Genomic DNA, 15,489 nt, shown 5'->3' on the forward strand with positions numbered 1-15,489 from the left:
TATTTTGATTCTCAGCGAGAGAATATTTCAATTTCTTTGTTACCAGATTCTTGATACATTTTTAACAGCTTATATTCAATTGAGTCTACATAATTATCTTTTACTTCAATATATCCATCTATTGCATTTTCATCGTCTAAATTTTTCCATTCTTCTACTAATTCTTTAAGCTCTTGATAATCAAAACAACTATCATAAAAGCTATTAAATGACTTATTTCCTTTAGTTGAGACAAAAGATCTAATAGATACAATAAGGTTATCATCTTGAATTAAAGATAATTTTTCACTCAAAGTTAACTTAGCATTGAACTCAATTACATTTCCACTAAATGGATGTGGTTGCATCATAGAAGCATCAGCACTTTCAAATCCAATATCAACTTCTTTACCTGAATTGAAAAAAACATTTAGTACTTCTTGATACAAGGTGTATGCCTTTTTAACTTCATCAAATAAGGTTATATTCTCTCCTAATTTTTGAGGTAGTTCATACCTAAAATCATATCCCATCTTTAAAGGCCCCAAAGAAAATGGTTTGTAGATCAAAAATGGTTGAATACTTATTAATAAAGATAAGCAGCAACTAGGAATTGTTTCTAATTTGGCTACTTCATGAACTAATGAAAATATATTACCATAAGTTTGTTCCATCACACCAAGAAGCTTCGATTTATATAACGCATCGCCAAAGTAATCCTCTAAACCTTTAGCTCTTCCCCTATATAACTTGTTATCTACACTCCAAAGAAAAGTGTTACTATCAATATATTTAGTGCCACCTAAAAATTCTACATCAAAAGGTTTTCTGTGGTTCGCTCCTATAAATTCACCTGTAATTTTACAAAGCTCCTCAAAATCAACATTCTTACTGTAATACTCCAGATTTTCTAAAGTTAATGCCTCATTTAAAAAGGTCGGTATTGTGAGACACCTGTAATGAGAAACGTAGAACTCTAAAACATCACTGCGTGCCGCTGCCTTCACTTCAAAGATAAGTTCATTTATGTGTTGAATATCACTCACATTCAAAGCTTGTTTTTTGATGTTTTCATACACTTCAGATGGTTGCGATTCATTTATAAAATTATAAAGGCAATTTGTGGTTTTATCTCCTTTTGTCGATATACACCTATAAATAACATCGAGTAATGAAAATAAGTATGGGTTAGGCTCATCCCACTTCCCACTGTCATATGTATTAACATCTATATTCTGTACGATATCTTGATAATAATGCTTCGCGTTTAAATCTGTGCATAGTAATAAGGTACTAGTAAAGTCAAAACGGTGTGTATATCCATTTTTAGAATACTCATCACCGTTAGGGTTGGCAATTAGACTTAACAATGCAAGATGAAGAAGTTCCTTTTCAACAATTAATTTACTTACATTTTTTCCCTTAAACTCATTAACTATTGAAGGAGAGAACATATAAAGCAAAAGCATACCTAAACTATAAATATCATCTTGAAATTCAGACTTTCCTCCTTGTAATGCATTTTTTGAAATAAATGCTGGGCTTGCTATACCTATAGATTTATCACCACTATCAGACGCTACACCAAAATCAGAGATTTTTGGTTTACCTTTTTTATCAACAAGGATGTTTTGAGGTTTTAAATCTCCATGAACAACACCTTGATTATGCAAACTATTAACACCAAAACAAATATCCTGAAAAAAATCCAACTTTTGTTCATAGCTTAATGACTTCCAGTCTTGAGAAACAATGTATTGCTCTAAAGTTACCCCTCCGTTAACTTCTTCCATGATCAAAGCAAAAACATATTCCTCATCATCAAATGTATGTAAATGATTAAGTTTACATTTATTATCAGTAATTAGTTTGTGAGCAGGTAATTTTACTAAATCATAAACAACAACAACATTTTCATGTTGTGAGTTACGCATAATTGCAGCTTCTTTAATAAGCTTTTTTGACACTTCTTCAGAATGAAACCAATGAGGAATTAATTTAATTGCTACTGTCGATTCAAACATCAAGTCTATTGCTTTGTAAACTACCCCAAAAGCTCCCTGACCAAGCTGATTTTTAATCACATAACGTTCACTATTCAATGAATCTAAATGACTTAAAACTTCAACTTTATCTTTGAGCTTATCTTCAAAAGATTTGTTAAAGTTAAAAATAATACGAGGAAATGTTTCACTATTGATGTGTTGAAAAAACTCTTGTCGCCTTGTACTACGAAAATTAGCCCTTAATTCCCTTCTGCTTTGCATATACTGATTAATTATGCCTTTTTCTTGATTATCACCAGCCACTTTAATAAAGTTGTGAATCAGGCCTAGTGTCACTAATTCTTTGGTATCAACACCTAGTAGTTCATCCCAAAGGTGTGATAAATATTCATCAGATGTATATTTCGTAAAATGAATTGGCTTAATACCGTAATCAGGTAATTCACTTTCAAAGTCTTTCTCTATTTCAAATTTCTTCGAGTCGCTACCACGATATAAACTTAGATCAGCATCCTCAATACTTATCAACGTTTTAGTTTCTGGAACTTGACCCTCTTTACTTCCACTATCAATAAAGGCTTCATAGGAAGCTGGTTTTTTAGGGTTATTAACGAATAAGGGAAAGTACTTATCAACTTTAGCTTTTATTGATCCAACTTTTTTAACTTTTATTTCCTGAGCAATTAAGAAACACAACCAAAGCCTAAATACTGAGAAAGTATCTGTTTGAAACTCTTTATATTTAACCTCTATAGTGTCTTTAAAATTTCTTCCAAATATTTTACCTAATAAGTAATGAGTATAAAATTGACGATGTATGCAACATAACTCTTCTTCTATTGCCTTTTCAGTAGCAATAATATGATCATTATCAACGTCAGCTTCTAAATTGATTATTAACCTCAAAATAACTCTAGATAACAATTCAGAATATTCGGATTGGCTTCGATTACAAGTAGACCAAGCATTCGCAAAAAAGATTGCTCTAGATAATGGTATTTTGTTATCTAACTTAAAAGTTGAGCATGCTTTTTTGACTTTTTTATGAATTAGTACTTTAAGTTGGTTTGCTGTAATTTCCCTACTAGCTATAAACTTTCGCTCTATAAACTCTAATTGAGTATCTTTCGTCTTATTTTTTAAAAAGCAGTGGTAAATGCGGTTTAGGCACTCTCCAAAGCTTAAACCTAAAAACAAATTAATTTGATTATCCGTAATGAGTTGCCTATCTTCATCTAGTAGCGGCTTGGCACTCTCCCTTGAAACACCCAACAACCAAAGTTTATCCAAGTAGTTTAAATAATTATTTATATTTTTGTGTTTAGAAAATGCAATTAAAGCTTCTTTATTTAATTGAGTAAGATTTCCATTTACAATAAACAGTCCTTCTTCATCAAGTGCAAATGTTGTTAACTTTTCAATCACATAATGCTTATGAACACTCTTAAGTTCGCTAAATGATTTAAATTCTAAATTTTTTTGCTGAGTAATTATATGTGTTGAAGTTTGCTTATAAAGCTCGGATAAATTAGAAATTTTCTGAAGGTTATTTTCCTGCCGGTATATATTTAGTAACTCTTTAATTATGAAAAAATAATCACATTCTAATTGTGGCAAGTCGTATTGATTTAAAACGACAGTGGTAAGCTCTTCTATTCCTTTCGGCGGAACTACCCTTTTAAATAACATAGCAATTAAATTTGTAAACATTTTGATTTTAGCTAAGCTTGCCGATTTTAGTTCGTTTTCTTTGTTTTTTAAATTACTTACAGAATACCTCTTAGGTGTTAAGGAATATAAATGCTTCATCACTCCTGTTTTTATTTTAAGTAGCTCATTTTTCTTCTGTAGTTTTTTTACAAGCGATGAAACATTTATGTCGGATTTACATCGATACAAGCTCACTTCACCATGAATCCACTTTACTGCACCAGTGTTTTTTAGAGCAATTGCAGCTTCACTCGAGTACTTTAATATACCTTGCCCATGAAATAATTGTTCCTCCAATTTTATTAAATACTTAATGAATTCATTACATGCCTCTATATAGCTAAAATATTCATAAGTCGCATCAAAGAGTAGTTTAAAGTTTTCATTAATGGTGTTGCTTTCTGTTGATGAGTGATAGGTATCATAGAAAGATAAACTTAATTGTTTGGCTTTGTTTCTACTTACTGTTTTTATTTTATTAGTTTTTATATCTAACATACTACTCATGTAAACCTTATGTACTTCAATAAGTTTAAGTAAATATATCTTCAATAGAATATATATACCAGTCTAATAGTGCATTAAAGCCTATGTATTAAATTACCAGATAATCAATCACATAAAGTGCTACTCTTTTCAAGAAGTCATTCATTAAGGATTGATAAATGCAAAGTCTACCGTTAATTAATAATTACCAAGTTGCCCTGAATTAAATTAGAGGAATAAAAAGTGCCATTTAATAAAGTAACAATACTTGTTGGCCCCGCTTGTGTTGGGAAATCAACATACTTGCTTGATAAAGCTTATGATTATGTCGTTTCATCAGACAAAATAGTAAATGATGTTTGTAATGAAAAAGAGATTAGTTATAGTGACTTTTTCAATTTAAACTTTCATCATACAATCCGTAAATATCAAAGGAAGCTATTTATGCAATCAATCAATGATTCAAAACACTATAGAAATATTGCATGGGATTTAACGAAGAAAAACAGACAACAAGCCATGAGTCACTACCCAAAGGCAGAGTTTAAAGCGTTAAATTTTTCGTTTAATAAATACGAACAACAAATTATTAATTTGAATAACAAGCGCAACAGTAAAGGATTAAAAGTAGTCCCTGAGAAAGTATTAAAGCAAATGTTTAAAAGTTATGAACCCGTAAATTTTGCAGAAGGCTTTGCAGAAATTATTAATATTAATTTTTTTATGAGCAAGGTAGCAGCATAACACTTTAATTCCTTAACAAAATAGGTAAGTGATTAGAAGTGTTTTCGCACCTGCACCATCTATAGTTGAGCAAACTTTAAGAGTAATACATTGAAAATATTAGCTGTAGAAAAAAACCGTTTCACGAATTGTTATATAGAACTACGGGAGATAAAGGGCAAGAAAGCTTTATCACGCTACCTTTTTATAGAGTTAAAATTGATACTCTATCCCGAGGAATGACTTCATTTATAGCGACTTCAGACCTACAAGGTCGGGAACAAAATAAAGTTTCAAACAGGTTAGTAGGAGAAGCTATTGCTGAGGAACTAGCTTTACTTCAAGAATTTGGGGAAGTTCCTAACATTGATTTGATCCTATTGGCGGGCGATTTATACGACTTTCCAGAGCTAGGAAAACGTGGTGGTTCAGGTTTAGTTACAAACGTATGGAATGCCTTTGCTGTAAAATTTAAATGTGTAATTGGAGTTCATGGAAATCACGATATTGTTGAGAGTGAGTTGTTAAATTCCAACATAACTATTTTAGATGAGATCACCACTGATATTGATGGAATAATAGTTGGTGGTGTTGGTGGCATAATTGGCCGCCCAGATAGAAACCAACGAAAAACTGAAGCTCACTTTACTAAAGCATTAAAATCAGAAACTAAGAAGCAGCCTGATATTACTCTTTTACATCAAGGACCTAATGACCCTGTGAATAAACAGTTTGGACAAGCTTTCATCCTAGAACACTTTGAAAATTATGGTGAAGGCATAGTTATTTTTGGCCATTGTCACTGGGATATTCCTTTTATTCAGATCGGCGAAAATCAAGTGCTTAATGTTGATAACCGTCTTTATCTATTTACAATTTACTGAATAATACTTTATATTCATCTACCTAGGTTAATCCAGAGTTTAATATCTTCAAAAAGAAAATTCATCTGAAGGCTCTATTCTGGATCGCGGAACCATAGTCATACTATTTTCCTTTTCAACTAAAATAGGCTTATTAACAATTGGTATTAAAGTAAAGTCTCTTTGAGCCGTTTGTTTTTTATATTTATCAATAATAGCTGGATACAATTTTCCTTTTTCAATGACTCTACTTATATAAGGGTTAAGCCGCTTTTCTAGTCTGGCTTTGCGCTCATCCCTTGCTCTTAACCAAGTAAGATATAATGCCAAGATGATCCTAATTAACTTTAATTGATTAATTTCACTTTCAATTTGTTGTTTAGTTTTCCCTTTCGAATTTAGTGGTGTTCGAAGCCAGAAGGCAAACAGAGAAGGCGAAGATTTATATTTGCCATTTATATTAGGGCTATTATCAATAAAATATGCTGCTAAATGTTTTTTAACCGAAATAGTCACATTTTTTTCAAAGGGCTTAAGCATTTCTGTTATAAACTTTTCATTACCATTTAGTATTTCGACCTCTTGCTGATGTATTGTTTTATCATAAGTGACTCCTCTATCCGTTAGTGATTTCCAACTATAGCCAAGTCCAAGCTTCGAGCCTCGAAACTTTTCATTATCAAGAGTAAATGAGATACCAATCACTTCCCCTTTACGCAGTTGCGTAAAGCAACCTACTCCATTCTTTTGAAGCACTTGCATAAATTCTGGTAATGAACGTTGCTTAGTGCTAATTGCCAAATCAATGCACCTGCGCACTTCATTCACCTTATGTTTGTAATGGCTTTGTTTAGAGCCAATTTTATGAGGGTCTATGTAAGGATTATAATCATGTGACAAACCAAATTTATATTCTAATTTATTTCGAATTTCGGCACTCTGCCTATAGGCATGACTAATATTTAATCTCAAATGGGGTGCCGAATTTGAAATAGCACTCAAAAATAGGTGAATATGATGATTAGAAGTATCTGTATGCCTAACACAGATCCAACTATGATCATTAAACCCTAAGCATTCAGATAATTCATTTGCTAACTCTTCCCACTGAGAGATGGATAAGCTCTCTCCTTCTTTTAATGAGACAACTATATGTTCAAATGGATGTTTTACTCGTGTATTGTTAGACTCAGTTTCATAAAAGGCTAACTTTATTTCAGAAAGATCAGCTTCCTTGCCTGATATCTTGCATAAATTTTTTCCTATTTTTTTCCAAAGAGGATCAATAAAACCTAAGTCTTTACTACAGCAAATATAATCAATTTTTTCTTTAGTAATTTCATGGCTATGAGATTCATGCTTATGCTTTGTTTTACCAAACATATAGTTAATGACATATGGTGAACGATTTCTGTTATTCCCACGTTTTTGTTGGATAAATTTAATAATCATTATTCATCCTCAGATCGATTTTCGACTACTTTTTTCAAATGATTTACTTCTTTCAAAGTAAGTGTCACGCAAGCAATATTTAAAATTGATTCTCGGTTCTTTTCATCATTCTTCAAAAACTCAGCCCAAAGCCTCATTGCGTGTCCTGCATCGTAGACAAACATCATAGCGTCTTGTATCTCTTGAAATATTTTGTCATTATTTATACTTTTAAAATCATCTGCTATTTTATCTAAATGCTTAACAAATTTATTTAAGGTGTTGATCTCTTTAAACAACCTTTCTGAAGTTTCTTTATTGATGGCAGGTGTATATAACGGTGGGTTTTCAAGCTTCTCAATACCGTCCATGATTAGATCTCGAACAAAGTGTGCAACGGTTCTATAGGTAGATTTATCAAATGCTTGTGAGATAGCCTGATGTTCTGATCCATTAACTCTTATGGCTATATTAAATTTTCTTTTTGTGTTTATTCTTTCTTTTTGATTATTAGTCATAACCTGTACCTTTTAGTGGTTATGACGAGCTTTAAATCTTTACCTTAATTGTTTAGATATTTCTCCATAAGAACTCGTCTTATTAATATACATCATTTCTGCCGGAGCAGAATAACGAACGTATGCAGCGGCATACTTCCTGTTAAATAGTAACTAATTTGAACGAAGTTTAATTTAGTTACTATTTAACACACCCTGCCTACTACTTTTTTCAATAAAATATCGAATCAGTAACTTTACCTTAGCAGTAAAAAAACATAAGCACAACAACCTAACAAGCTGTTTTCGTTGAACTTTATTGTTACACATATATTAAAACATAACAGTTTTTTATTAAAATAATGTTTTATTAACAACTTATATTCTTAAATATTCTCCAACCTTACCGATAAACTAATTTTAATTAATTTTCACTGTTTATATCTGTCCCTGTTTTCGTATTTATTATTATAAAAATAAGAACTAGGACATAATTACAATCAATAGATTATGAGCTTGCAAAGGCAAGCGGGCTTAACTTCTAATAATTATTATCTGATAAACAGAAATACACTTTTTGCACTTAGAATGCTTCTACTGATTTAACACTCTTAAATTCAACTTAGCTAAAAGGCAAGAATTATGACAAAAACATTTAAAGAAATTACCGAGAAATTTGATGATATTGACTTAATGGATGAAGTAACTATTTTCTCAATTTCAGGAACACTGTCACACGTATCAGTTCAACTTCAAAAACTTGAATGTATGCTTGAGTTGATAAACTGTAGTGGTCAACTTATTTTGGCCACGGATTTGTATTCAAGCCAGTATCTTTTCTCTGACTCATTGGGTGTTAGTCCACCGTTATAGCTGTGGGGCCTAACCTGGCTGTAATATCCAATAATATATTCAACCACTGCATTTTCAGCTTCAGTAAATGAACGATAGCCTGTTGTTGGTATCCATTCTGTTTTTAAACTCCTGAAGAATCGCTCCATAGGGCTGTTATCCCAACAATTTCCACGACGACTCATACTTTGTTTAATCTGATAACGCCACAATAACTGACGGTAGTTTCTACTCGTATAGGTACTACCTTGATCTGAGTGAAACATTACACCTTTTGGTCGTCCCCTTGATTCAAATGCCATCGTTAGTGCTTTTGCTGTTAACTTAGTATCAGGCGAGTTAGACATTGCCCAACCAACGGGTTTACGTGCAAATAAATCCATTACAAGAGCAAGGTAAGCCCAACGATTTCCTGTCCAAATAAACGTGATGTCACCATACCAAACTTGATCAGGTTGAGTCACTGCAAACTGGCGTTCAAGCGTGTTGGGTATGGCAACATGCTCTTGCGTCGCTTTTTTATATTTATGACTCGGAAGCTGACAACTTACTAATCCTTGCTCTCTCATCAAACGAGTCGCCACATAACGACTTAATGATAAGCCTCTAGTCGTTGCAATACTTGCGATAGTTCTAGCTCCAGCGGAGTTATTACTTTCAGCGTAAATGCTTTTGACCATAGCCAATGCTTCAACCTCTTCAGGTTTAATACTTCTAGCTTGCTTTGCCCAATACTTATAGCTACTACGATGTATATCAAATACTTCACAGCAGCGTTTAACTGCATGACTCCCTTTAAGGGCTTTGATTATCGTGAACTGTTCAGCGAGTCCGACATCAAGAGAGCCGTAGCCTTTTTTAATATTTCCTTTTCTTCTTCAATACGCGCAATACGCTTTTTAAGCTCACGGATTTCAAGTTGTTCGGGGGTTAATGGGGTTGCTTTGCTTGTGATGCCATTACGTTCACCTCTAAGCTGACGAACCCATTTATCTAAGGATGATTTACCGACATTCATAGCTTGTGCAGCTTCAACTACTGAGTAGCCTTTATCAACGACTAATTGAGCACATTCAAGTCTAAATTCGGGAGCGAAGTTGGGTCTTTTTCTTTTTGTCATAGTGTCACCTAAAATTTAGTGAGGTGCATGATAACACCTCTAATTAGGTGGCCAAATTAACTATGCCACTACATAGTACCTTTAGAGGCCAAAGATATTGCACTAAGTGAATTTTGTTTAACTAACCAAACACCTCAATTGAGGAATAATATCGAGTGAAATCAGTATTAATTTTATAAATTATTAGAGAGTCCCTATGGGTAACCGTGTCGGTGAGGGCAAAATATGTAGTTATTTTTGATTTGTAACGGCCCTAAGTAAAGGCTGTTTAAAAATTTAGTAAAACTGCCCTCTCCACACCAATCTGGAGACAACTTCATTTTTTTAATGTTTGTTTGTGTAGTTAAATTCAGCGTTGAAACAGCTATTGGTGAACTTTTAACATGCTCAATAATCATATTTGAACATTTCTTTCTAATTATGTCCTGTCCATCAGACTTTATTTTAATAGAATCAATATGATTACCATTAGTAGAGTGATTATTTATGTTTGGCAGTTCATAGAAATGATTATACGCAAGAATTGTTCTTTTAGGGGTATGAGGTAATCCAAATCCTATTACAGATTTCCCTGCTTTTCTTAACGCCGTTACAAGAGGGGTATAATCTGAATCACTTGATACAATACAAAAATTTTCAATACTATGAGATAACGCTAACTCCATCGCTTCTACCGTTAAACGTATATCTGTAGCATTTTTCTTTGTGCTTACTTTATACTGATGTATAGGCTCAATTGCATATAGAGCCAAAATATCAAGCCATGACTCTGAACTATTACTTGTCCAATTAGCATAAGCTCTTTTAATCCCAATAGAGCCGATAGATTCAAGTGCCGTAATTATTGAATTAAGGTACGGTGGAGATACATTTTCAGCATCAATTAATAAAGCTATAGATTCATTTTTCATAAACGCACCAATAATAGTTATACCCTAGTAATAAGCTTACTTTTGGGTGTTAAGTTTTTACTTATAGAACATCATTATGGGAAAAATCACTTTATAAAAAAATCTGTTGAGAGTGACGCAGGTTTGATAAAAAACTAGCGCCTAAACAAACATGACTATATAAAGATAATTGGTGTACATTACTGAGTAACCAAGCTACTTTGAGCTGTATTACTCAATTACGTTGCTTCTATCATTCTTCAGCCTATTCAATGAGGCTGTTATCCGATGACGCTTCCAATACTTGCCACTGTTGTAACATCTGTTCAATATTATCCTGGCGCTTAATCCCTGTTATATAGAACGTATGAACTTTGATTGAAAACTTATTAACTGGCTTTGCCGAATAAAGATAGTGGCTATACTCTTTATTTACAGGCGCTGTAATATTAAATAAAGCTAACCACTTTTTAGCGTCTCCAATCGTTGCAACTTGATATTTAAGCTCATCAAAAGTAAATGACCTGATAATAGGAGATTGACGCTGATGTGTAAGTTTTCGGTATGCCTGAAGTGAATGTAGGGTTTGCTCATCAAATGGACTAACTACGCCAATTGAACTTGCAATGCATTGTTTATCTTCAGCGTCGGTGTCGAAATTTAAACATTTATGTCGATCTGCACCGATCAACATTCCACTGACAGTCATATCGCCATCTTTGTTTTTTATCAAGGGAGAGCCAGATAAGCCAACACCTGAAATAATAGTTGAAAACAAATGAAATTGATTCATTTCAACATAAGTAGAGTCTAAGGAGCGAGTTGCAAGACCAAGTTCTAGTTCTCGGCTTCCAAGTCTGAAACCAGAAATTAATGCACTATCACCCAAAGCCACAGATGCAACATCAAACTTAAGGTCAACACAATCTGAATACTCTAATTCGACTACAGCGTAATCCTTGTCGAGATCTAACATACTAACATAAGGCGTTTTTACCATTAGAGCTTGTCCTGCTCGGTTCGTAAAGGTAAGTGACTTTGCCGTTTTTACGTTCCAAGCCACATGCGCTGGTAACATTACAGAGCACCCGTTTATACTTGAATTAAATGAGAAAGCCGTAAACTCAGCACCATTAATGGTACTACCTTTGATAATCATGTTTTCAACGGTAGCTTGTGACAGCGCCATACACTGAAAAACAGTGAACACATACAAAACTAGGACTAGAAAAGTTTTCATTTTACCCCCAACAAACAATGGGTAAGGCTAGCTATAGAGCTAGCCTTACCGAAAGAGCTATAGCTCTGGTGATTTAACCTTAATAACAACATCTACGCCGCGTTTATGGCTGTCAGTATGTCCCAGAACATATAAGTTCATTGCACCGTTAACTAAGGCAGGATATAGCGCGTTTCCGGCTCTAGCTTGAAGCTGTTTTGCTACATAACAAGATCTAACCATCGCTAACACTTTATTATTTGTTATCGCATCGCCTTTTTTTAGCCTCTTGGTTACAGGGGTTTTCGTACCATGGCGATCAACAACCGAAGCATTCATCAAGCTAAAATCACACGTTATCGGACTAGGGATACTTGCGCCAGGTTTAAACGAAACACCATCAGCATACCCATGGACCGTAACAGCAATAGTTAGCGAATCATAAGGTAGGTTTTCAGCATCAATAAATAGAGATACCCTTTTAAGCGCTAAATCAATCATCTCATCTGTTATTTTCTCAGGATCGTAAACTTGCCCAGGATCAAGCTTTGATGAAAATGACTCTATTGTATTTTCTTTAATCTGAAAGTTAACACCTTCCGTATCTATATATGGATTTGAATCCATATAACCATTAGCACGAGATTTGGGTTCAGTCACTGTTATACGTCCACCCAATGCATCAAAAGAAACACGGGTAAGATCAACTTCACGAACAGCAGCGTTAACTACTAATGGTGTATCATCAAGTGACTCTTTCACTGTATATGAGTCATTTGTTGTAGAGCAACCCATCAGTGCTATTGGAATTGCAATGCCTATTAATGTTTTAAATTTCATAACGTTTCCTTTATGTTTAGGTTTAAGTGTCTTTAACGTTAGTTCTTTCATTTAACTCACCCTCTGGATTCTTAAAGCTTTAGTTGTCGAATACGCTTTATTGCGCATTTGTATTATGAAAGTAATGAATTTTAAGAGATATGCATTAAATGTGACGCACGTAGTAAAATGACAAAAGAAATATTTTTTGTATTGAAATACCTGCTTTATGAACTGAAGATTATCTGACTTTTGTGTTTTATTAATTTTTACATTCTTACTAATATTGTTGTTGTCAGCCAATATCGTCGAAGTAATTACCACTAACATCTTAAGTATTAAAACACTTCCTTTACCTGCATAAAAAAATCGGCTGAAAGCAACCGATTATCTTATGTGTATTTAACTTTAGGTTTTTCACATAGAACACCCCTTAGTTCGTTGCAAATACCCCTTATTCAGATTTATTATCTCTAAATTATTTATGTGAAACTGATTGTTAGTTAACTGCACAATCCGTGTTTCAGCCTTACTCTTAGCTAAATCTATACATAAAAATGCGTCACCAAATACCATACCACCTTCAGATTCAGCTGAAACATCATTAATCTTAATTAAAGATGTTTTTGGGCTGCCATGTATCACCAGCAGAGGCCGATGTCGATAAGTTGCAGAAACATGTAGCCGTTCCAAAATAATGCCCGTCACATCATACTGAGCTAGATCTATAAAAAGCTGTTCACGTGCACCAATTCGTATCTGCGTACCCGCACAATATAAGATACGTTGGCGACCTAATTGCTGATCTATTTTATCTATAATACGGCAGTGACGTGCAATAAAAGAGTCAGTGAAGTTGCTCTGCATCGCAACAACCTCATTACCTAAACTTAATATTATTAGGTAAAATAACCGCATAAACTGCTTGTTCATCGCGTTCTCCCGTATTTACCTCGGCTAGTTCCCGCGCGTTGTAATGCTTTAAGAATTGAGACAGAGTTTGTTACCCTATATTTTGTGCTGCCACCAAATTCTTCTGGAAATACAACCTCGCAATGCCTTAGTAATGAGACATCTCCAACGTCCATTATATTTTTAACCCCAGATGTTAGCGAAATAGATAATTTTCCACTTAGCTCTTGTCCTGTACTATAGGTAAGGCACTCTCGATTGAGTAATTGATTTATCGAAATATCCCCTAACTCCAAAACTGTTTGCTTATTACGAGAAGATTGCTTCGTTAACTGTATAATGAGCTGTTCACTCCCAGACTTTAAGAACTTCTGCCAAGGAGCTTGTCGATTAGCGCACATATGGACAATTTCACCAGCGTAACAAGTCTGTTCTGGGATGAAAAACTTATGCTCCGTAATAGTAATTGGACATCGCGACCACTTACCCTTATCTAAGGCAATAGCTCGAATGCCTTTTAGAGCGTGAAATGCTAACAACAACTTCTTCACTTTGTGCATAGTGTCATTAGAAGATTCTGATGATGAAAATCCAATCGATAAAGCTTTACCATCAATAGTAAAAGGTAAATCAGCCGAAAAACCTCCATTACCCCGTATAAAATACGCCTCAGAAATCAAGTTCGATTGTGATGAACCATCCTTACCTCGAATGACCGACCTGATAGTAAGCTTCATCCGCTCTTTCCCCATATATTTTCCGCCCCCAACAGTGGAGAAGAAACTAGTTGAATTAGTTATTTTACCTACGGAAACTGGCGGGCTAATCAACAATTCATTAGTAAATGAGCTATTATCATTCGCAATTTTTATAGCAACCTCTGGCGAGTAAGACGCACCGTATTTTTCAGCTTCGTAGCTTGAGTTAACAGGCTTTTTCTCGAAGTAAAAATTAATGTTACGCCCACTTATACCTGCAACTTCTTGGCTATACCGCAAAATATCAGAAACATCTTCAGGCGACCCCGTGCCCATACTTAACGGCTTTATAACCAATTGACTAAGCTTTATGTTGTCGAGATGTCTGTTATCAAATAAGCACTCACCAAGTAACGAAATGTTACGCCTAATAATTACTTCAGTATTCATTTGGCGTAATGCAGTACGACTTTCTAAAGCGACTTCTCGTTCAGTATTACCTAATGTATTAGGGTCAAGTAGTGGTAAACTATTACATCCGCCTACCATACACACTAACCAAGATATAAATAATATGCGTAAGTTAATCATTCAAAATCTCCTTATTGCTTAATAAAAACAGGGGTAACACAACAAGCTTTTACATCTATTGTCGATAAACTAAATTCGTTGCTAATAGAAATAGCAAACTTCTCTATATCCGACGATGATGCCCCACCAATTTTTTTGCATACGGATGTATCTATCGTAAACAAGCCTGTTATTCTGTCATTCGCTATGCTTTGAATTATGGCATTTGAAATATCTGAACGGTCAGGAGTAAAAGCATCTGCATTCATACATTTACCTTCTGGTAAATCATTCAGTTCATCAACGATTCTTTCCGTTAGCTTGGTAGCGGCCATAGCAGCTAGCTTATTTGCATGTGCTAAATTTGTATTTAGAGACAGTGCTAGTATTAAGAACGCTAGAAATTTTTCCATAATATATAAACCTTTATTAAGCCTAAGCTTGTAAGTTAAGAAATACGCTATATGGCGCATTTATATTATGAAATTAATGACTTTTAAGAGATACGCATTAAATGTGACGCGGGTGGGTGAAACCAAAAGGCCACGTTAGAGGTTTACTAACTGGTGAAAGACGAGTGTGTTATTTAGCAAAAAAGAGTGTTTAGTGATTAAGCATGCATTAATAAAAGAAATTGATAAGAAATAAAAAACGGCCTGACTCGATTTATAATTGAATTCGAAGGCCGTTTAAAATATGTTTTTTACACATTTT

Annotated in this window: 12 protein-coding genes; 2 read left to right on the forward strand and 10 right to left on the reverse strand. The window is 34.0% G+C overall.

Annotated features, from left to right (window positions below):
- Positions 1-11: 11 nt before the first annotated feature.
- Positions 12-4,193: a serine/threonine-protein kinase gene (locus ABXG98_RS08655; protein WP_353538263.1), complete on the reverse strand. Its 4,182-nt coding sequence runs from the start codon at positions 4,191-4,193 to the stop codon at positions 12-14.
- 231 nt (positions 4,194-4,424) lie between these two features.
- Here ABXG98_RS08655 and ABXG98_RS08660 point away from each other — a divergent pair, with 231 nt between their 5' ends.
- Together ABXG98_RS08660 and ABXG98_RS08665 are read left to right on the forward strand one after the other, a co-directional pair.
- The gene (locus tag ABXG98_RS08660; RefSeq protein ID WP_353538264.1) at positions 4,425-4,925 is read left to right on the forward strand and encodes an AAA family ATPase; all 501 of its coding nucleotides are present in this window, start codon (positions 4,425-4,427) and stop codon (positions 4,923-4,925) included.
- 128 nt (positions 4,926-5,053) lie between these two features.
- On the forward strand, positions 5,054-5,788 hold the full coding sequence (locus tag ABXG98_RS08665; protein ID WP_353538265.1) for a metallophosphoesterase: 735 nt from the start codon (positions 5,054-5,056) through the stop codon (positions 5,786-5,788).
- Positions 5,789-5,836: 48 nt separating this feature from the next.
- On the opposite strand, the gene ABXG98_RS08670 is transcribed toward ABXG98_RS08665, so the two are convergent.
- From ABXG98_RS08670 to ABXG98_RS08710, 9 genes are all read right to left on the reverse strand, one after another.
- On the reverse strand, positions 5,837-7,219 hold the full coding sequence (locus ABXG98_RS08670; RefSeq protein ID WP_353538266.1) for a relaxase/mobilization nuclease domain-containing protein: 1,383 nt from the start codon (positions 7,217-7,219) through the stop codon (positions 5,837-5,839).
- Complete coding sequence (locus ABXG98_RS08675; protein WP_353538267.1) at positions 7,219-7,716, reverse strand: hypothetical protein; 498 nt, start codon at positions 7,714-7,716, stop codon at positions 7,219-7,221. The genes ABXG98_RS08670 and ABXG98_RS08675 overlap by 1 nt, the downstream gene beginning before the upstream one ends.
- A gap of 773 nt (positions 7,717-8,489) precedes the next feature.
- A protein-coding gene (locus tag ABXG98_RS08680; protein WP_502901547.1) for an IS3 family transposase occupies positions 8,490-9,667 on the reverse strand; the annotation gives its coding sequence in 2 pieces (ribosomal slippage) (positions 8,490-9,409 and positions 9,409-9,667; 1,179 coding nt in all).
- 194 nt (positions 9,668-9,861) lie between these two features.
- Complete coding sequence (locus ABXG98_RS08685) at positions 9,862-10,578, reverse strand: NYN domain-containing protein (protein ID WP_353538269.1); 717 nt, start codon at positions 10,576-10,578, stop codon at positions 9,862-9,864.
- Between the two features lie 244 nt (positions 10,579-10,822).
- The gene (locus ABXG98_RS08690) at positions 10,823-11,797 is read right to left on the reverse strand and encodes a hypothetical protein (RefSeq protein ID WP_353538270.1); all 975 of its coding nucleotides are present in this window, start codon (positions 11,795-11,797) and stop codon (positions 10,823-10,825) included.
- A gap of 57 nt (positions 11,798-11,854) precedes the next feature.
- Complete coding sequence (locus tag ABXG98_RS08695; RefSeq protein ID WP_353538271.1) at positions 11,855-12,616, reverse strand: hypothetical protein; 762 nt, start codon at positions 12,614-12,616, stop codon at positions 11,855-11,857.
- A 396-nt stretch (positions 12,617-13,012) separates the two neighbouring features.
- The gene (locus ABXG98_RS08700) at positions 13,013-13,528 is read right to left on the reverse strand and encodes a hypothetical protein (RefSeq protein WP_353538272.1); all 516 of its coding nucleotides are present in this window, start codon (positions 13,526-13,528) and stop codon (positions 13,013-13,015) included.
- Positions 13,525-14,796 carry a hypothetical protein gene (locus ABXG98_RS08705; protein WP_353538273.1) on the reverse strand — a complete coding sequence of 424 codons (1,272 nt, stop codon included), beginning with the start codon at positions 14,794-14,796 and terminating at the stop codon, positions 13,525-13,527. Before ABXG98_RS08705 ends, ABXG98_RS08700 begins: the two co-directional genes overlap by 4 nt.
- Positions 14,797-14,807: 11 nt before the next feature.
- On the reverse strand, positions 14,808-15,188 hold the full coding sequence (locus tag ABXG98_RS08710; protein WP_353538274.1) for a hypothetical protein: 381 nt from the start codon (positions 15,186-15,188) through the stop codon (positions 14,808-14,810).
- Positions 15,189-15,489: the final 301 nt, after the last annotated feature.

It is taken from the genome of Colwellia sp. KU-HH00111 (genome assembly GCF_040362745.1).
In the GTDB taxonomy this organism is placed as follows: Bacteria; Pseudomonadota; Gammaproteobacteria; order Enterobacterales; family Alteromonadaceae; genus Colwellia.

What these genes read in the sequence shown, in the direction of transcription:
- ABXG98_RS08690 (WP_353538270.1), bottom strand. Translation starts at nt 11,797, where the DNA reads ATGAAAACTTTTCTAGTCCTAGTTTTGTATGTGTTCACTGTTTTTCAG.
- ABXG98_RS08705 (WP_353538273.1), bottom strand. Translation starts at nt 14,796, where the DNA reads ATGATTAACTTACGCATATTATTTATATCTTGGTTAGTGTGTATGGTA.
- ABXG98_RS08710 (WP_353538274.1), bottom strand. Translation starts at nt 15,188, where the DNA reads ATGGAAAAATTTCTAGCGTTCTTAATACTAGCACTGTCTCTAAATACA.
- ABXG98_RS08695 (WP_353538271.1), bottom strand. Translation starts at nt 12,616, where the DNA reads ATGAAATTTAAAACATTAATAGGCATTGCAATTCCAATAGCACTGATG.
- ABXG98_RS08655 (WP_353538263.1), bottom strand. Translation starts at nt 4,193, where the DNA reads ATGTTAGATATAAAAACTAATAAAATAAAAACAGTAAGTAGAAACAAA.
- ABXG98_RS08700 (WP_353538272.1), bottom strand. Translation starts at nt 13,528, where the DNA reads ATGAACAAGCAGTTTATGCGGTTATTTTACCTAATAATATTAAGTTTA.
- ABXG98_RS08685 (WP_353538269.1), bottom strand. Translation starts at nt 10,578, where the DNA reads ATGAAAAATGAATCTATAGCTTTATTAATTGATGCTGAAAATGTATCT.
- ABXG98_RS08670 (WP_353538266.1), bottom strand. Translation starts at nt 7,219, where the DNA reads ATGATTATTAAATTTATCCAACAAAAACGTGGGAATAACAGAAATCGT.
- ABXG98_RS08675 (WP_353538267.1), bottom strand. Translation starts at nt 7,716, where the DNA reads ATGACTAATAATCAAAAAGAAAGAATAAACACAAAAAGAAAATTTAAT.